Origin of the sequence: Clostridium sp. HMP27 (assembly GCF_000765165.1) — a bacterium.
GTDB lineage: Bacteria > Bacillota > Clostridia > Clostridiales > Clostridiaceae > Clostridium_AK.
This window is the reverse complement of record NZ_JMFY01000007.1, coordinates 34,174-53,477: the sequence shown is the minus strand read 5'-3', so window position 1 is coordinate 53,477 and position 19,304 is coordinate 34,174. Positions and strand designations below refer to the sequence as shown.

Annotated in this window: 18 protein-coding genes and 1 riboswitch; of the genes, 2 read left to right on the top strand and 16 right to left on the bottom strand. The window is 30.5% G+C overall.

What is annotated here, in order from left to right:
* Positions 1 to 21: 21 nt before the first annotated feature.
* The 10 genes from DP68_RS04250 to cdaA all read right to left on the bottom strand — a co-directional run bounded on the left by DP68_RS04250 (position 22) and on the right by cdaA (position 12,198).
* A complete protein-coding gene (locus DP68_RS04250; RefSeq protein WP_035306576.1) occupies positions 22 to 882 on the bottom strand; it encodes a metallophosphoesterase in 861 nt (286 codons plus the stop codon).
* An 87-nt stretch (positions 883 to 969) separates the two neighbouring features.
* Positions 970 to 1,785, bottom strand: coding sequence for an arsenite methyltransferase (gene arsM, locus DP68_RS04245; protein WP_035306575.1), 816 nt, complete (start codon positions 1,783 to 1,785; stop codon positions 970 to 972).
* A 17-nt stretch (positions 1,786 to 1,802) separates the two neighbouring features.
* Positions 1,803 to 2,243, bottom strand: coding sequence for a MarR family winged helix-turn-helix transcriptional regulator (locus DP68_RS04240; protein WP_035306574.1), 441 nt, complete (start codon positions 2,241 to 2,243; stop codon positions 1,803 to 1,805).
* Between the two features lie 271 nt (positions 2,244 to 2,514).
* On the bottom strand, positions 2,515 to 4,347 hold the full coding sequence (glmS, locus tag DP68_RS04235; RefSeq protein WP_035306573.1) for a glutamine--fructose-6-phosphate transaminase (isomerizing): 1,833 nt from the start codon (positions 4,345 to 4,347) through the stop codon (positions 2,515 to 2,517).
* Positions 4,348 to 4,829: 482 nt separating this feature from the next.
* Positions 4,830 to 6,179: a phosphoglucosamine mutase gene (glmM, locus tag DP68_RS04230; protein ID WP_035306571.1), complete on the bottom strand. Its 1,350-nt coding sequence runs from the start codon at positions 6,177 to 6,179 to the stop codon at positions 4,830 to 4,832.
* Positions 6,180 to 6,361: 182 nt separating this feature from the next.
* Entirely contained in the window at positions 6,362 to 7,441 is a 1,080-nt protein-coding gene (buk, locus tag DP68_RS04225) for a butyrate kinase (protein ID WP_035306569.1), read from the bottom strand.
* A 30-nt stretch (positions 7,442 to 7,471) separates the two neighbouring features.
* Positions 7,472 to 8,383: a phosphate butyryltransferase gene (gene ptb, locus DP68_RS04220; protein WP_035306567.1), complete on the bottom strand. Its 912-nt coding sequence runs from the start codon at positions 8,381 to 8,383 to the stop codon at positions 7,472 to 7,474.
* Between the two features lie 188 nt (positions 8,384 to 8,571).
* Positions 8,572 to 10,170: an FAD-dependent protein gene (locus DP68_RS04215; protein WP_035306565.1), complete on the bottom strand. Its 1,599-nt coding sequence runs from the start codon at positions 10,168 to 10,170 to the stop codon at positions 8,572 to 8,574.
* A complete protein-coding gene (locus DP68_RS04210; RefSeq protein ID WP_035306564.1) occupies positions 10,160 to 11,380 on the bottom strand; it encodes a CdaR family protein in 1,221 nt (406 codons plus the stop codon). Before DP68_RS04210 ends, DP68_RS04215 begins: the two co-directional genes overlap by 11 nt.
* Entirely contained in the window at positions 11,350 to 12,198 is an 849-nt protein-coding gene (cdaA, locus tag DP68_RS04205) for a diadenylate cyclase CdaA (protein ID WP_035306562.1), read from the bottom strand. Before cdaA ends, DP68_RS04210 begins: the two co-directional genes overlap by 31 nt.
* 163 nt (positions 12,199 to 12,361) lie before the next feature.
* Between cdaA and DP68_RS04200 the strand changes: the two genes are divergently transcribed.
* Together DP68_RS04200 and DP68_RS04195 are read left to right on the top strand one after the other, a co-directional pair.
* Positions 12,362 to 13,354, top strand: a complete 993-nt coding sequence (locus tag DP68_RS04200) for a hypothetical protein (RefSeq protein WP_035306560.1) — start codon at positions 12,362 to 12,364, stop codon at positions 13,352 to 13,354.
* 27 nt (positions 13,355 to 13,381) lie between these two features.
* A riboswitch (cyclic di-AMP (ydaO/yuaA leader) is annotated at positions 13,382 to 13,504 on the top strand.
* Between the two features lie 3 nt (positions 13,505 to 13,507).
* Entirely contained in the window at positions 13,508 to 14,035 is a 528-nt protein-coding gene (locus DP68_RS04195) for a cell wall hydrolase (protein WP_035306558.1), read from the top strand.
* A 73-nt stretch (positions 14,036 to 14,108) separates the two neighbouring features.
* Here DP68_RS04195 and DP68_RS04190 read toward each other — a convergent pair whose 3' ends face one another.
* The 6 genes from DP68_RS04190 to DP68_RS04165 form a co-directional block, all read right to left on the bottom strand.
* Entirely contained in the window at positions 14,109 to 14,972 is an 864-nt protein-coding gene (locus DP68_RS04190; protein ID WP_035306556.1) for an NAD(P)/FAD-dependent oxidoreductase, read from the bottom strand.
* Positions 14,973 to 15,000: 28 nt separating this feature from the next.
* The gene (gene trxA, locus DP68_RS04185; RefSeq protein ID WP_035306554.1) at positions 15,001 to 15,318 is read right to left on the bottom strand and encodes a thioredoxin; all 318 of its coding nucleotides are present in this window, start codon (positions 15,316 to 15,318) and stop codon (positions 15,001 to 15,003) included.
* A 103-nt stretch (positions 15,319 to 15,421) separates the two neighbouring features.
* Positions 15,422 to 16,687, bottom strand: coding sequence for a tetratricopeptide repeat protein (locus DP68_RS04180; RefSeq protein ID WP_035306552.1), 1,266 nt, complete (start codon positions 16,685 to 16,687; stop codon positions 15,422 to 15,424).
* Positions 16,688 to 16,772: 85 nt separating this feature from the next.
* Complete coding sequence (locus tag DP68_RS18840; protein ID WP_052085644.1) at positions 16,773 to 17,792, bottom strand: DUF4652 domain-containing protein; 1,020 nt, start codon at positions 17,790 to 17,792, stop codon at positions 16,773 to 16,775.
* On the bottom strand, positions 17,789 to 18,346 hold the full coding sequence (locus tag DP68_RS04170) for an RNA polymerase sigma factor (protein ID WP_035306551.1): 558 nt from the start codon (positions 18,344 to 18,346) through the stop codon (positions 17,789 to 17,791). Before DP68_RS04170 ends, DP68_RS18840 begins: the two co-directional genes overlap by 4 nt.
* Before the next feature lie 123 nt (positions 18,347 to 18,469).
* Entirely contained in the window at positions 18,470 to 19,177 is a 708-nt protein-coding gene (locus DP68_RS04165; protein WP_291547209.1) for a tetratricopeptide repeat protein, read from the bottom strand.
* Positions 19,178 to 19,304 lie beyond the last annotated feature (127 nt).

Below are 19,304 nucleotides of genomic sequence, written 5' to 3'. Positions count from 1 at the left end.
TAGATGTGCATAGCCATACCCCTACTGTTTTTTCAGAGTAACCACCACTAACTCTGGTCGATTAAAAACCCGCAGAGGAAAAATGCTGTTTCCTAACCCTCTGCTTACAACCATTGTCGTTACTCCATCATTATATATTCCATCTGTATATTTAGGAAAAAAGCCTTGATTTGGTGCAACTAGTCCCCCAATAAAAGGAATTCTAATTTGTCCTCCATGGGCATGGCCGCTGAAAACCAAATTAACATTCATATCTTTATATATACTGAATTGTTCTGGTCTATGAGAAAGTAAAATATTAAAATTTGCATCTACATTTTCAAGCAATTCTTTAAGGTTATTTTTAACATATTCGCTGTTATTATCCCAGAGATAATTTTCTTCACTTTGCTGTATTGCAGGGTCGGCTATCCCAATTAATCCAACCTTATTTCCTCCTTGATTTAATATAATATAGGAATTATCAATAATTTTTACATCTAATTTTTCTAACTGTTCCTTAAGTTTATTATATTCTCCAGACAATTGTTCATGATTTCCTGAAACATAGTACGTAGGTGCTACCTCAACCATTTGATGCACAAATTCTAACGCTATCTCAATTCTAGTATTTCGCCTATCAATCAAATCTCCAGTGATTACAATAATATCAGGATTAATTTCTTTTACCTTTGTTGATAATCTATTATGATAATTCTTATTGTGTAAATCTGAAATCTGAAGAACTTTATATTCATCGAAGCCTTCAGGAAGTTTAGAATTAATATGACTGTATTTTGTTATAACAACATCGTTATTTTGCCATATAAAAAATATAATTACAATTATTATGCTGAAAAACAATGTAAAAGTAAGTTTAATTCTTCTAGATTTAAACTTCATTAAAAAAACCTCTTTATTTTTAATTTTAGTTTTGTTTTAGTATTCTATAATTTTAATTCTGTGGATGCCTTATAATCTATATATTACTTATTTATACGCTTTAACATGAGCACCCGCGTAAGCACCATCTATCAAATCACCATCTATTTCACTGTAAACATCACTCAAATTCTTTTGCTTTGCTATACCTTCAATGATTTCTTTAGTGTATATATTTACTGGTATAATCTCTACTTCCTTAAAGCCAACCTTTTTAAGTATGTGTATATAAATATTTATATCTAATGCACCTGCAATACATCCTACCCACATTTCTGCACTTTGTCTAATATCTTCTGGAACTTTCTTTAATTGAACTATATCTGCAATAGCAAGTCTTCCGCCTTGTTTTAAAACTCTATAAGCTTCTCTTAAAGCAACTTCTTTATCTTCACATAGGTTTATTACACAGTTTGAGGTAATAACATCTATAGTTTCATTATCAAGTGGAATGTCCTCAATATAACCTTTTATAAATTCTACATTGCTTACCCCCATTTTTATCTTGTTTTTATTTGCTAATTCTAACATCTCATCTGTCATATCAAGGCCATAGACTTTTCCTTCTGCACCTACATACTTAGAAGATATGAAAGCATCTATTCCTCCACCACTTCCTAGATCTAAAACTATTTCACCTTTCTTAAGCGCTGCTAAAACTACTGGATTAGCGCATCCTAATGATGCATTTACAACATCCTCTGGTAATCCATCTAGATATTCTTTTGTATAAATGTTTGAGTTGTCGCTAATGGCTCCGCAGCAAGCAGCTCCGCAACCACAGGAAGCCTTTGATTTGCTGCTTACCTTCTTTGCAATACCTCCATAATAGGACTTAACTTTACGTTTAATATTATTATCCATTCCTTATACTCCTTTCACTAGCAACATTTATTTTGTTTCGCCGCATTAATTATTAATTGTAAACTTTCTAATACCTGTTCTCTCTTTTCCTCTGGTATACAAGAAAAAATTTTTTGATAATACTGGTCCATGCTGTTTTCAATATTCCGAAATATATTAACTCCTTCAGCAGTTAATTTAATTGACACGTATCTTCTATCTTTGGGGTGCAGCTCTCTAATTGCTAAACCCGAGTCTACTAATTTATTAATAGTTCTACTCATAGTGCTTTTATCTAGTGCTAATAGTTCAGCGAGTTCATTTAGAGATATATCGCTACTTCTACCTATCTCAACAATAGCATGACATTGAGAAATTGTTGTTCCACAACATGTAGCTTCACTTTCTTCTAGTATTCCTAAGTCTCTAACGAGAACTCTAATTAATTCTCTTAAATAGTGACTTTCCTTTTTATTCATTTTATCACCTCTGTATTTATTGTAATACAAAACTGTTGCATATTACAACTAATTTTTATACAAATATTTCGACATCATCCTAAATTTTAATGGTGATGAATCATAATAAATTCTATCTAACCCTTTCATGGTTTTCTTACATTTATAAATGTTAGCTTCATCTTAGGGTAACAAAAGCCTCGCGAAAGTATTCAAGGATTTTTCCTTCATTACTCTCACGAGGCTCAATCAAACTCTATTATTAGTTATAAAAATTGTATTTATCTAAAACTTATTCTACTGTAACTGATTTTGCTAAGTTTCTTGGCTTATCAACGTCGCAACCCTTTTGTACTGCTGAATAGTAAGAGAATAATTGAAGAGGTATTACTGAAAGTAATGGTGCAAATAATGGATTTATTCTTGGTAAATAAATCGCTGAATCCACTGTTTTTTCTATACTTTCATTTCCTTCGAATGCTATTCCAAGGACACTGGCTCCTCTTGTTTTAACTTCCTTTACGTTGCTTACCATCTTATCAAATAAATCATCTTGAGTTGCTAGTGCAACAACTATAGTTCCATCTTCTATTAAAGCTATTGGACCGTGCTTTAATTCTCCACCTGCATATGCTTCTGAGTGTATATAGGATATTTCCTTAAGCTTTAAGGATCCTTCCATAGCTACCGCATAGTCAAGTCCTCTTCCTAAGAAGAACATATCTTTATGCATGTATGTCTTTGCTGCAAATTTTTGTATTACTTCTTTATGCTTTAAGCACTCTTCTGCTTTTTCAGGTAGTGTAAGCATTTCTTCCTTTAAGCCTTCTAACTCTTCTTCACTTAAAGTTTTCTTATGCTGAGCAAAGTATAGAGCAATTATATACATAGCTATAAGCTGAGTTTCATAAGCCTTTGTTGATGCAACTGCAATTTCTGGTCCTGCCCAAGTATATAATACGTCATCTGCTTCTCTTGAAACTGAACTTCCAACTACATTAGTTACAGCAATAACTCTTGCTCCACGAATTCTAGCTTCTCTTAATGCTGCTAAAGTATCTGCTGTTTCACCAGATTGACTTATAACTATCATTAATGTCTTTTCATCTATGATAGGATTTCTATATCTAAATTCCGAAGCTATATCTATTTCAACTGGTATTCTTGCTAACTTTTCTATAACATATTTTCCAACTACTCCTGCATGATAAGCAGTTCCGCATGCTACTATATAAATCTTTGATATATTTTCTATCTGATCATGAGTTATAGTTATATCGTCAAGAGTAATTGGTTTTCCAGGCATAACTCTTGATGTCATAGTATCCTTTATAACCTTTGGTTGCTCATGAATTTCCTTTAGCATGAAATCTTCATATCCGCCCTTTTCAGCAGCATCAGCATTCCATGTTACATGATATATATCCTTTTTTATTTCTTCCTTGTCCTCTGTAAATAGCTTTATACCATCTCTTGTCATTAAAACAAATTCTTTATCATTTAAAAGATAAATATCTCTTGTATGATTTAATACTGCTGGTATATCAGAAGCAATAAAGCACTCATCTTTTCCAAGTCCTACAATAAGTGGACTGTCTTTTCTTACTGCTACAAGCTTATCAGGTTCTTTACTACATACAACACCTATAGCATAGCTTCCTTCCATTTTAGAAACTGCCTTCATAACTGCATCTAATAAGTCCCCTTTATAGTAGTAATCTACTAAATGAGGTATAACTTCTGTATCTGTTTCAGATAAGAACTTATATCCCTTAGAAGTTAACCATTCTCTTAAATTTATATAATTTTCAATTATACCATTGTGAACAACACTTATAGTCTCATCTGAATTGCTATGAGGATGAGAATTTAAGTCAGATGGCTCACCATGAGTAGCCCATCTTGTATGCCCAATTCCAAGTGTTCCATCTAATGGAGTATTATTTAACTTCGCTTCTAAATTTGCAAGTCTTCCTTTGCATTTTACTACATTGATATCATCACTATCGGTGTCCATTATAGCAACACCCGCTGAATCATATCCCCTATATTCTAATTTTGAAAGCCCTTCAACTAAAAGTGAAGACGCCTGTCTTTTACCTATATAACCTACTATTCCGCACATAATTTATTCTTCCTTTCAAATTTAATTTAATATTATATACCTTAGGTATATGAAAGTTTTTAACACCTAGCTTATTTTGTGCCTAAAATCACTTTTAGATTTTATAAGCCGTTAACGGTAGTGCGATACCGTGGGGCACCCGCCGAAGATTCGATACTCCCCATCCTCGTCAACTTGAGTGAGCCTCCAAATCTATGATTTGGTCTAGGCAAACTTACTCCGCATTAGCGAAGTTTCATTCAAAATCCGTTTATTGCCACAGATTTAAAACTCCACTTAAGTCCTGGCGCTTTAAATTTAAACCATCCAAAATTTTCTACTTAACTATCACCCCTTTTGTCCTTTTTAATAAAAAGGCATCTAATCTATTATATTTTTTATATTGAATTTGGTCAATGGTAAATGAAAATTTAATAAAAACTTCAGAAATAGTTTTAGTGAACATCTTTTTATTATAAGATGTTCACTATACATACTTTTAGTTATTCATTTGCCTTCTGTTCTATTAACTTAGCTAGGGAATGTGCTATTTCATCTATTTCAGATTGATTTTCTCCTTCAAGCATTACTCTCACTAACGGCTCTGTTCCTGATGGTCTTATAAGAACCCTTCCGTTACCTTTCATTTTATCTTCTATACCTTTAATTTCTGATGCTATTTCTTCATCTGTTATATATATATCTTTTTTATCATTAGGTATCTTTGCATTTACAAGTACTTGAGGAAGTTCTTTCATTACAGAAGCAAGCTCAGATAACTTCTTACCAGTATTTTTTATAATAGCTGATAATTGAAGTCCTGTAATAAGCCCATCTCCAGTTGTATTATAATCTAAGAAAATAATATGTCCTGATTGTTCTCCTCCAATTTTATATCCATCCTTAACCATTTCTTCAAGCACGTATCTATCTCCTACCTTAGTAGTTATAAAATTGATACCTTCTCTTTTCATGGCTATGTGCATGCCTAGATTACTCATAACAGTTATAACTATAGTATCCTTATCTAGTTTTCCTGTATCCTTCATATATTTAGCACAAATGGACATTATAAAATCTCCATTTATTAATTTTCCATTTTCATCTACTGCTAAACATCTATCTGCATCCCCGTCAAAAGCTAATCCTAGGTCACATCCTTTTTTTACAACGTAATCCATTAGCTCTTCAGGATGAGTAGATCCACAGTTTTTATTTATATTGAATCCATCAGGATCATTATTTATAACTACTACTTCTGCTCCTAATGCCCTAAAGGTTTGAACTGCTGTCTCATAAGCCGCTCCATTTGCACAATCTAGTGCAACCTTTAATCCCTTTAGATCTGTATCTATAGTAGACTTTGCAAATTCTATATAATCTTCAATAGCCGCTTCTTCAACAATCTTTCTTCCTATATTTTCTCCTATAGGCGAAGGTACTCCTTCAAAGTTTCCTTCTATTACTGCTTGTATCTTGTCTTCTAAATCATCAGAAAGTTTATATCCATTTTTGTTAAAAAACTTTATTCCATTATATTCAACTGGATTATGAGATGCTGAAATTACTACCCCTGCATCTGCTCCATATTTTCTTGTTAAATATGCTATAGCTGGAGTTGGTACAATCCCTACGCAAACTGCCTCAGCTCCTACAGAGAGTATGCCTGCTACTAATGCGCTTTCAAGCATATGTCCTGATATTCTTGTATCCATCCCTACTAAAATTTTAGGCTTGTGAGTACCTTCTGTTAATATATGTGCACCTGCTCTTCCTAAATCGTATGCAAGTCTTGATGTAAGCTCTTGGTTTGCTATGCCTCTTACTCCATCCGTTCCAAACATTCTATCCATAGATAATACCTCTCTTTTCTATGTTTTATGTAATATAAGTTTATGCAATTTTATTGTTAAAATTCAAACATATAGACCTATTATAATACAATTTATATATTATCTCAACAGAATGCCTGTTAGTTAATTCGACAAAAGTAAAGGTCTGGCACTTACTGCCAGACCTCTATAATCACATATAATTATTTATATTCTTTTGCTTTTTCTTCTCCAGATAGTACTCTTATTGCTCCTTGAGCTAATGCTAATAATTCATCTTCTCCAGGATATGGTACTACAGGAGCCATAAACTCAACCATCTTTTTAATCTCAGCTACTACATATTTACTGTAAGCAATTCCTCCAGTTAATATTATAGCGTCTATTTTACCAGCTAAAACAGCTGCACATTTTCCTATTTCTTTACCCATTTGATATATAAATGCATCTAATATAAGCTTATATTCCTTATATTCTTCGCCGCCTTCTAATCCTTTATTTTCAACATCTCTAAAGTCATTTGTTCCAAGGTAAGCTACTGTACCACCTTTTCCATTTATCTTTTTAATCATTTCTGGTAAAGTATATTTTCCTGAGTAACAAAGTCTTACTAGATCTCCTATTGGAACTCCGCCACTTCTTTCTGGTGAAAATGGACCTTCTCCATCTAATGCATTGTTTACATCAATGATTCTTCCATTTTTATGTGCTCCAACAGATGACCCACCACCCATGTGAGCTACTATTAAGTTTACATCTGCATAATCTTTTCCGTGTTCTTTAGCATATTTTCTTGCAACAGCTTTTTGATTTAAAGCATGGAATATACTAGTTCTTTCTATTTCTGGCATACCAGAAATTCTTGCTACATCTTGAAGTTCATCTACAACAACTGGATCTACTATAAATGATGGTATATTAAGTGAATTAGCAATTTCATTTGCAATTATTCCACCTAAGTTTGAAGCATGCTGTCCACGTACGCTTACTTTAAGATCATGAAGCATAGCATCATTTACAGCATATGTGCCTCCTTCGATAGGTTTTAAAAGTCCGCCTCTTCCTACTACTGCACTTAAAGTAGTTATATCAAATCCCTTTTCCTTTAGTACGTTTAATATAACTTCTTGTCTGAAGTGAAACTGATCATATACTGTTTCATATCTTCCTATTTCCTCTGAAGAATGTCTTAAAGTTTCTTCAAATAATAAATTTTCATCTTCAAATACACCTATTTTTGTAGAAGTAGAACCTGGGTTTATTATCAATAATTTGTATGACATTTTGTTACCTCCATATATTATAATTATAAATTATTTCTTCATATTGTCAGCTACTAATGCTGCAAGAGCTATTGAATACATCTTTGTTTCATGGCTGTCATTTCTAGAAGTTAATACAACTGGTGCAGTTGTTCCTACAAGTAAGCATCCATTTTTAGAATCAGTTGTATAAGTTAAAGTCTTATACATTATGTTACCTGCATGGATATTTGGAAGTAATAATACATCTGCCTTACCTGCTACTTCTCCTGTAACCTTCTTATGTTTTGCAGCTTCTTCAGATAATGCATTGTCAAGTGCGAAAGGTCCATCTACAACGCATCCCTTAATCTGTCCTCTATCGCTCATCTTTGCAAGTAAAGAAGCATCTATAGTTTCAGGCATCTTTGGATTTACAACCTCTACAGCGCATACTGCTGCAACTTTAGGCTTTTCTATTCCAAGAGCATGTGCAACTGAAGCAGCATTATGTATTATATCAACTTTCTCCTTAAGTTCAGGATATGTATTAAATGCAACATCTGTTAATAATAATAATCTGTCAAATTTTTCTGTTTGAAAAACTGCTACGTGGGACATAGTTTTTCCTGTTCTAAGTCCAATTTCTTTATTTAAAACAGATCTTAAGAAAGTTGCAGTATCAACTAAACCTTTCATTAACATATCTGCTTTTCCTGTAGATACTAATTCTACAGCCTTTAAGGATGCTTTTGCAACGTTTGGCTCGTCTATTATTTCAAAGTTGCTTAAATCCATTCCTATTTTGTCCGCTATCTTTTCTATTTCTGCTTTGTGACCTACTAATATAGCATCCGCAATACCATTCTTCTTTGCATCTCTAACCGCTTCAAGAACTGGCTCATCTTGTGCTACAGCTACTGCTACTTTTTTAGTTTCAAGACTTTTAAGCTTTTGTAAAACTTCATCAAAACTTCTAATCATTGAAATACACCTCTTTAAAATTATTTATGATTGATAAATTTTTAACTATCTAAACTGTTATAATATCTCATGTTTATTGTATCAAATATTTTCATAAAATCACTGTTTTTCAGAAAATTAAGTTATTAAATTTTTAGCTTTGACTTAAATAAGTAGATTATACCTACTATCTAAATCAAAGCTTTTAATTATATTATAGGTGCCCATTCCTTCATTATACTTTCTGCTACCCTTAATCCATCTACTGCTGCAGATATTATTCCACCTGCATATCCTGCTCCTTCTCCTGCTGGATAAAGTCCCTTCAGTGAAATACTCTGTAGGCCTTCATTTCTTGTAATTCTTACTGGAGCAGAAGTTCTAGTTTCTATTCCTGTAAGTACTGTGTCCTTATCTCCAAAACCTTTTATCTTCTTATCAAAGTTTATGAAACCATCCTTTAAGGATTCTATTACATAGGATGGTAGACATTTTCTTAAGTCTGAAAACTCATATCCAGGTTTATATGTAGGTTCTACCTTGCCTATACTCTTACTTATCTCATTTTTCATAAAATCTCCTAAAAGCTGAACTGGTGCCATATAACTATTTGTGGTTTTGTATGCTAAACTTTCATAATGTCTTTGAAATTCCATTCCTTTTAATGGGCTGCTTCCTTCAAAATCTTCTGGGCTTACAGATACAACTATTGCTGAATTAGCATTTTTGCCATCTCTTTTATGATAACTCATTCCATTAGTCACAATTTTATTTTCCTCTGATGAAGCCGCTACAACATATCCTCCAGGACACATGCAAAAGCTATATACTCCTCTTCCTGTTTTGTCACTTGTATATGCAAGCCTATAATCAGCTGCCCTAAGCCTTGGATGCCCTGCATATTTTCCATATTGATTTTCATCAATAAATGATTGAACATGCTCTGCCCTCACTCCTATTGCAAAGGGCTTAGGCTCTAAAAATATATTTTTATTATGTAGAAGCTCATAGGTATCTCTTGCACTATGGCCTATAGAAAGCACTACAACTTCACAAGGTATTTCTTTATCATTAGCTACTATAGCTTTTAAGTTACCATCTTTAATAATAAGATCTTGCATTTGATGATTAAAGTAAACTTCTCCCCCAAGTCTTATTATTTCTTTTCTAATATTTTTTACAACTTCTTTTAATATATCTGTACCAATATGAGGTTTTCCCATATATTTTATTTCCTCTGGTGCACCAGACCTTATAAACTCTTCTAAAATAAAGTCACATCTTGTATCCTTTATTCTAGTAGTTAGCTTTCCATCAGAAAAAGTTCCTGCCCCCCCTTCACCAAATTGAACATTAGAACCTTCCTTTAATATTCCCTCTTTCCAAAACTTATCAATGGATTTACTTCTTTCTTCTACCGCTTCTCCTCTTTCCACTATTATAGGATTATACCCTTTTTGAGATAATAAAAGACCAGCAAACATCCCTGCTGGCCCCATGCCTATAATTACCGGTCTGTGGCTTAACTTTTTTTCTCCAAAGGGAAAATTCTCCTCATAATTTTGTTCTTCTATTTTTACATCTTTATCATTTGCTTTTAAAATTACCTTTTCTTCATCATCACAAGTAATCTCTACAGCATAATTAATCTTAATAAGATTTTTTTTCCTTGCATCAATAGACTCTTTTAATATTTTAAAATCTTTTATATATTTTTCTGGAAGTCTCAATTTTTTAGCTACTTTAGATTTTAAAATTGATATATCTTCATCTATATCTAGTGCTATGTTGTTTATTTTAATTGCCATTTATAGTTTCTACCACCTTTTTCTTTATAGTTACATTTATATTACTTGGAGTCACTGAAACCAAACTAACGTTACTTGGTATATTTACACCTATAGGAAGAGAATGTGTACCTTCCTTTAAAGAATTTAAATCTATATAACTTTCTATGGTCGTTATATTGTTCAAAATATCTCCTGTACCCTTTATTATAATATTAACCTGTGAAATATCTGACGTTACATCATAGTCTTCACTTTTATTAATAAATTTAATCGTTGATGATATGCTCTTTTGTAAAATATTATTTGAAGTTATTTTAACCTTTACATATCCATTATTATTTATAAGAGTAACTCCTTCGGGTACTATTAATTTTATATCAATTTCATCTTTAGATGATGTAGATAAGTCTATTGTTTCAGTATTTAAAGATGTAATAGAATTTATAAGGGCATCTTCTCCAGCTATCTCTATAGAGCTAGGAATAGAAATAATACTATTTAAAATTCTATCCGCTAATTCTCCTGTTGTTTTAACTGTTATAGGAATGCTTTTTATTTTCTTTATTGGAACCTTAACATTCACATATGAAGGTTCTACTTTTACATAATCTACAACATTATTGTTTTTATCTACAGGTTTTAATGAAACTGATTGCTGCAAGTCCGAAGTTCTATTACTTATATTATACTTTGCAACTACCGCATCTACTTTTTCAACATATCTAGCTGCTCCCGTTATTCTAGCAGAGTTTTCATTTATATTTGTTTTTAAGGCATAATATCCTTCTTTTGCTTTACCTTCTATATCTGTCTTAATAGGCACTACTTTTTCTTCAAGTTCATCTATCTCAACTTTTGCCCATAAATTTTCAGTATTTACTACTTTAATATTGTTTGGAATTTCTTTAAGTTCTACAGGGATAATATTTTCTCCTTTTTTTAACACATAGGCACCTAAATCAATTACTACTTTAAATTGATTTTCTGTAACGGAATATACGTCATTTGCAGTTCCCTTTAATGTTAGTGTTATGGAAGGATTTTGTCCAGGAATTAAAGTTAAATTTGATTGTCCTATTGCATCTGCATTCATTAAAACTACTGGAATACTTTTTTTATAAGTTCTTATAGGATTTAATACGTTGGTAGTATATAACCATAATCCAAAAGCAGCAATAAGACAGCATATTTTTATAATTAGCTGCTCTTTTTTGTTTCTCTCATCCATGCTACCACCCGCTCTTTAAAATTTAATTTTTTACTTTGAGTCTTTTTAATTATTCTCATAAGTATATCCTTAAGTCTTGCCTTATCGTAATTCCTAGTTAAGTTGCCATTAACAGCCAAAGATATTGTTCCTGTTTCTTCTGAAACTACTATAATTATTGCATCTGAGTTCTCGGATATACCAAGTGCTGCCCTATGCCTTGTTCCCAGTGCCCTATTTAATTCATTATTACTTGTAAGTGGCAAAAAGCATCCCGAAGAAATTATTCTATCGTTTCTTATTATAGTTGCTCCATCATGAAGAGGAGTATTTACCACAAATATGTTTTCTAGGAGAGCTGAAGATACTAGTGAGTCTAATTTAGTTCCTGTATTTATAATTTCACCGAGTCCTGTCAATCTTTCGATTACTATTAATGCCCCTGTTTTTTCTCTAGATAAGTTTTCTACAGCATTAACTATTTCCTCTATTACCTTTGCCATTGCTTCCTCATCTTGTAAAATATGTTTGTCAGTAAAAGCACTTCTTCCTATATGTTCTAGAGCTCTACGAATTTCAGGCTGAAATATGATAATAAAAGAAAGCACCCCTATTGTAATTGTATTACTTAAAATCCAATATAGCATTTCAAGTCTTAATACTTTACTTATGGGAATAAATATTATTATAAGTATAATTCCCTTTAAAAGTTGTTCTGCTCTAGTTTCCCTGATTAACATATATGCTTTATAAAAGAGATATGATACCGCCAAAATATCTAATATAGAAGACACATTTATATTTTTTATTGAATTTATCATCACCTGTAATATCTCCAATGCTTCTTCACCTCCTTATTTCTTTAATTACATTAATAATTATACACTATACTTAGTAATTTTTATAATTTATTAAGTAAAATTTATTAAATTATTAATAAAATTTTTTAGAAGTAATTTTATTAAATTGTAATGAATATTATAACTAGAAGGGGGGATTAAAATGAAAAACAAGAAGCTTATTATAGGCATAATAACATTTGCCCTATTACTAATTATAGGTAATATACTTAACACCTATTCATTATTAAAGAATTTTACTAAAGATAGCCCTAAAAAAGTATTACACATTAGTATAACCTCTATTAATAATACTAATAATAAAACTTGGAATTTAACAAAAGAACAGAGCATAGATATAGAAAAATCAAGAGAAGAACTCCCAATCATAGTAAAGGAATTAAAAGAAGTTAAAAATAACTTAAATAATATAGAAGCAAATACTATAAACGCTACTGAATATAGCAACTTATTACAAGGTCTAAATTATAATATACATATATACGAACAACTTGTTGCTATATTTGCTAATCCTCAAGGTGGAGATATGGACAAGGCCTTAATAACCTTAAAAAATCTTAATAATAAATGTCTTTACCACTATTCACTTTTCCATACTAATAGATTAAGTATTTCATTAACTGATAAAAGTAAAACTTATATAAATAATTGTATCTCTTATATAGAGGACCTTATTAGAATTAGAAAAACTAATGAAATTAATACTGCGCAATATAAAGAATTTATTGATTCTATGGATGAAATTTTAAGTTCCTTTATAGATATAAAAATGAATTATAATGATTACGTTGATAGATTAAACAAAAACCTCAGTTTAGATTCATTGATGGAAATAGTTGATTCAAATGTAGAACAAGTTCAAGGGATAAAGACTGAGTTCTCTAAACTAACTGTCCCTTCTAACTCCGTATATATATATGAATTATTTTTAACTACTTTAAATAACTATATTTCATATATACAAAGCTTTAAATTAGATGTTATTTCATATCAAAATCAAAAAGAAACATCTAATTATACTAAGGAAGTAACTTCTACTTATAACGAAACAGAAGCATCCTATAATACACTAAATAATAACTTTAATTCTTTTGTACAATCCTATGAAAAATTTAAAGAAGATACTATAAATTAATATGTATTTTTTATGATTTTTCGGGCACAATATCATTAGCCTAAGTAAAAAAACACGGGGGAACCAAGTTTTGGGGTGAATCATATTTACTATGAAGGTTAACCTTTACCTAATCCGTCAGCTAACCCCGTCGGTAAAAGGAGCGAAATACATATGAAAAAGATAATCAGTATAATTTTAACTTCTTATCTTTTATTATTGTCCAGTACTACAAGTTTGGCTGCTATGCCTCAACCTGATATAGATTGTGACTTGTTTAATGATCAAAGTATTGCAGTGGAAGTTTTTGGAGAGAATAAAAGTAAAATTTATATAACTAGTGAAGATATATATCTAATGGCTCAAGTAGTTTATGCAGAAAGCCGCGGCGAGCCTTATGAGGGTAAAATTGCTGTTGCATCTGTAATATTAAACAGAGTAAAAAATCCTGGTTTCCCTAAATCTGTGTCAGGTGTAATAAAACAACCTTATGCATTTTCTTGTGTGAAAAATGGAGTTATCAAATTAACTCCTGATAAAGATAGCTTTAATGCAGTTACTGATGCATTAAAGGGTAAAGATCCTACAAATAAAGCTGTATTTTTTTATAACCCCAAAATAGCTACCTGTGGCTGGATGAAAAATATCGATAAAAGTAATAAAAAGGTTATAGGTAATCATGTATTCTTTGTAGTAAAATAATTTTACTACACTAACTTAAATAAGCTTAGCCTATGAGAAGTTTCTCATAGGCTTTAAAGCATTGATTATAAACTTATTTTTTTAACGAATCGATATATGAAACAGCATTTAATGCTGCTACTTGGCCTTCTCCAGCAGATTTTAGATACTGATACGGCTTTCCTGCACAATCTCCTGCTGCAAAGCATCCTGGTATATTTGTCTTCATTTCTCTATCAACTTTTATATGCCCATTCTCCATTTCAAGTCCTGGTACTAACTGTGATGGCGATACGCTGTCCTTTAACACAAATAATCCATCTGTTTCTAATTGAGAAGTCTTTAGAATAAGTTTTTCTACTTTAGCTTCTCCTTGTATTTCAACAGGATTATCTTCTATTAATTCAATGCTATTTTTCAAATCGTATTGCGCCTTGTACATAGGTACATAGTTTACCTTAGAAGCTAACTCACTTACAAAATTGGCCTCTTCTTCTGCTTCTCTATTATATCCTATAATAGTTACAACTTTTCCCTTATATAAGGGTGCGTCGCATGTAGCACAATACCCTACTCCTCTTCCAAGTAACTCTTCTTCACCTTTTAATGGTTTTGTAAATTCCATTCCTGTTGCGATTATCACAGTAGTAGCTTCATAGGTCTTATCATTAGCCATTACTGCAAAATAATCCCCCATTCCATAAACTGCTGTAATTTTTTCAGTTGTTATCTGTATGTCCATTGAGTTTAAATGATTCTTAAAGTTATCTTTAAGTTCTTTTCCAGTTACATCATAAAACCCTAAATAATTATTTACCTTAGGTGCTTTAATCAGCTTATTACTTAGATTTTCAGTTCCAAATATAATAAACTCCTTATTTCTTATCTTAGCATTTATAGCTGCAGAAAGTCCCGCTGGTCCGCTTCCTATTATAGCCATATCATATCTTTTAGTCATTTACTACACCTCTTTTTATCATATAGTATTAAAAATTTCTTTCAATAGCCATCTTTATTGCTTGCTTTGGTCTAAATCCAACTAAGTTTTCAACTATTTTCCCACCCTTAAATACAAGCACTGTTGGTATGCTTTCTATTCTATATTGGCTTGAAACTGTTGGATTCTCATCCACATTTATCTTTACAAACTTAGCCTTATTTTTTAACTCTTGAGATATTTCGTCTATTACAGGTCCAAGCATTTTACAAGGACCACACCAAGGTGCCCAAAAATCTACTACAGTTATAATATTTGATTTTAAAACCTCATCTTGAAAGTTGTTGTCTTTTATTTCTTTTACCATCCTTACTCCTCCCATATACCCCCAAAGGGTATTATATATTATAATTTTATATCACTTTTTTAGCCAAGTCAATACTATTTAATAATAATTATTAGTTATCAATTTACTTTTTCATATTTAGTATTTCTTTTATAAGGGAGTTATTATACATAGAATCCTTAAATCTACTAGTTAATATAGACGCATAGCTTTTTGATTTATTGATATCCACATCTTTATATAATAATGCTAATTTATATAAGGTTACATCTTCATAAACCCCATTTGGATATTTGCTATGATAAATGCTATAATAATATATTGATTTTTCTATATCCTCCATACTTTCATGAACAATCCCAAGCATATATAAAGTATCTGGTAAAAAATATGCCTTAGAACCCACGCTTTGAGCTCTTTCTAAAAAGTACTTCGCTTCTTTATACTTATTACTTTTTAGATATTCATGTCCCTTGTTATAGAAATATTGTGCCCCTTCATTTTCTAATAAATCTCTAGCCTTACTGTATAGAGCTTTATCATTAATAGATAAATCTTTGTTATTCCACTTTTCTATATATCTTAGTAAGTTTTCGAAATCCTTTTTATTAATAAGTTCTTTTAATTGACTTTGTGAAAACTTCTCTTCCTTTAATTGAGTTCCCTTTACTATGTTATTACTATTATTGTTTTTTGGTTCAATATTTTCTTTTGCTTCAATTCCCTTTGGTTTATAACTTATATTTTCACTAACTTTTATTTTATCCTGTTTATAAAATAATAGCTTATTATCACTATTAAAAAATCTCAATAATATTGCAGATCCCAATGTAACAACCACAATAGATAATATTACAGCTACTTTGTATTTAGAGTTTGAATTATTATTTACATATTTTTTTACAGATTTTTTCTGCATTAAAGCAAAGCTATTCTTCTTATCCATTTGTATTACTTTATTTAAATATTGCAATGCCATATCATAATTGCCTTTTTTTATACAGCATAACGCCAAATAATTGTTTACATTTATGAAATTAAAATCACTCTCAGCGCACTTTTTTAATTTTAAGTAAGCCTCATTAATGTTTAAATTATTTATAAGTTCTAGAGCTTCCTTATATAAATTAAATCTTTCTTTATCCTTTAGTGTATCCTCTAAATATCTACTTGCTATCTTATCCCTATTTATTTGGAAATTCATTTTCCAAAGAATTCTTGAATTATCTAAGTCCCCCTTCAAATAAAGTAAAAGTCCCTTTAAATTAATTGCACCTGCATTATTTATATTTAAAGCTATACTTTTTTCACATAATTCCAAAGCAGTATCTATATATCCATGGTTGTATTTGCTGATTGCCTTAGTATATAAATTATTAGACTTTTTCATAAGTTCCTCCTTAGTATTATATACACACATAAATTATACATATTACAACTAAAAAAGAGAACCTAAATTTTAGGTTCCCTTTCATCTATCTATCATATAGCACTTTAAAGTTTTCTATTACTTTTTCTTCCACATGAGATTCTAAGTAATTTTCATCTTCATATGCATTTAATTTTAACTTAAGATCTATACTTCCATCATTTTTTGATATCTTTTCTACATCAGTTACTTCCCTTTTATCATCTTGAGTTTTATACACTGAATATGTGTTGCCAGTATCTATATTAACAATAAATAAGTCTCCCCCTTTAGTTATTGTTCCAAATCCATATCCTATGGTAACAAGTAAATTTTTATTATCCCACCATTGTAATTTCTTTGGAGCATACTGAATAGATTCATCCTTAAAGGAAAGCTTATATATTTTCTTAGTTGCATTTTCCCTGAGTATTATAGGATGTATTCCTTCTTCAGTTCCATCTACATTTTGCCCCTCTAACACCGCACTAAATCTTTTATCAGGTGACTCCTTCCAATTCCCACTTGATAATGACTTAGTATCTAAATTACTTATTTGAAAAGCATACTTTTCCTCTAAGAAAACTGTCGGACTTATTAGTGATGTATCTACTTCTTTTCTTGCTTCATTTTCTTGCTCAGAACTTTTTATCATGAAGTTTTCAGGTTCAGTTTTTCTTAACATGGCATTCTTAGGAGCTATGTCTTTAGCTAACTTTTGTCCTGAAGTTTCATTCATCTTATTTGATATATACGGAGCTAATGAAATAAAACCAATTAGTAAAGCTGCACAAGTGCTATATATAAATTTATATCTTTTAAAATATAATATCATCCTTTTACTAATCTTTTTTTCATACATATTTTTATCTATGCTATCCATTATAGAGGATCTTGAACTTTTAAAAACTATATCCTTATTTTCAATTACACTCTTAAAGGTCTTTTCTATCTTAAGTTCTTCTTCATAATAGGCCTTACAACTTGAGCAGTCTTCTAGATGCTTTTCCATAGCAATTTCCATATCCATGCTTAAACTACCCTCTATATAGTCATCTAATCTTTTTAAAAATGTACTACAATTCATCCTCTACACCTCTTTTCCTGAATAGAAATACTTTTCTTGAACTTTTCCCTTGCATTATAATATCTTCTTTTTACTGAGGATTCACTGATTTTCATGATCTGCGCTATATCATGAAATGTAGTATTTTCTCCTGAATATCTTAATAGTACTATTTGTCTATCTACTTCTTCTAGGGAGCATAAAAACTTCTCTACTTGTTCTTTCATTTCTTTAAATTCTAAAAGATCCTGTGGAGTTGCTTCTTTGGACGCTAATTCCCTAATTTCATCTATGTTAGCTTCTACGGTCTTCTTATTCTTTCTAATATAATCTATGCATTTATTTCTTGCTATTTGAAATATCCAGTTAGAAAATTTATACTCACTTTTGTAAAGATAAAGTTTATTATATACTGTTATAAATACATCTTGAGTTATATCTTCAGCAGTTTGTGTATTTTTTATAAGATTATATATAAACCTTAATATAGGGAGTTCATACTTATTTACTATTATATTAAAGCTATCTAAATTCCCTTTTAATACTTCTTTTACAAGTCTTAAATCCTCATCCACTTTCTTATTACTTCCTTTCTAAAAACATGTTTTCATATATTTATACGAAGCTATTTTTATTAAGTTATATCTTCTAATGCTAATTTTTATATTAACTTATACCATAATCCTCTGTGTGATCTTCTATTTTATTAACTCTTGAAACTCTTTACTTTGTCTAACATTATCAAAATCTCTTTCTACCCTTGCTTCTTCCTTCACTACCTTATCCATTTCAATTGCTATTTTAAGATATTTTACGGTGTTTTTCACGTCACCTTTTCTTCCATAAATACTTGCTTTACCATAATAACTCCATATATAGTTTTCAACTTCTAAATTTTTATCATACCATTTCAAAGCCTCATCATATTTATCGTACAATTCATAAGTCAGTGCTTTATTGAACAGAGCATATCCGTAGTTAGGGCTTATTTCTAATGCCTTATTTATATTTTTCATTCCTTCTTCAAGACTTCCGCTATAAGCTAGTGCAATCCCTTTTATGTTATATGATTTATAATGTTTACTGTCTTTTTTAATGATTTCATTTGCCAAATTAATTGATTCAGTATATTTATTATCAAAAAAAGCCTTATAAGCCTTTTGATAAATTTGTTCCAACTCTTTATTTTGCTTATCTTTTTCTTCATCATCTTGTTTATCAATTTTACTTGACTCTTTATCACTTTTTAAAATAGCTTTATTATCAGCTCCCTCAATTTTCTTTGTGTTATTATCACTTATATACCTCTTATTTTTTATTTCTCCATTGAATATGAAGACTGCACTTACAATAGAAAGCACTGAAAAAAATATTACTTTATTTTTTAATGATAACTTATTCCACATTCTTAACTCTCCCAACATAAAAAATTACTTTATACAAAAACAGATATATTAATTTTAAACTAAAAATAATATTATTTAAATGGTAAAACAAAAATCCCTAATCACTAACCGCTATATATAACTGTTT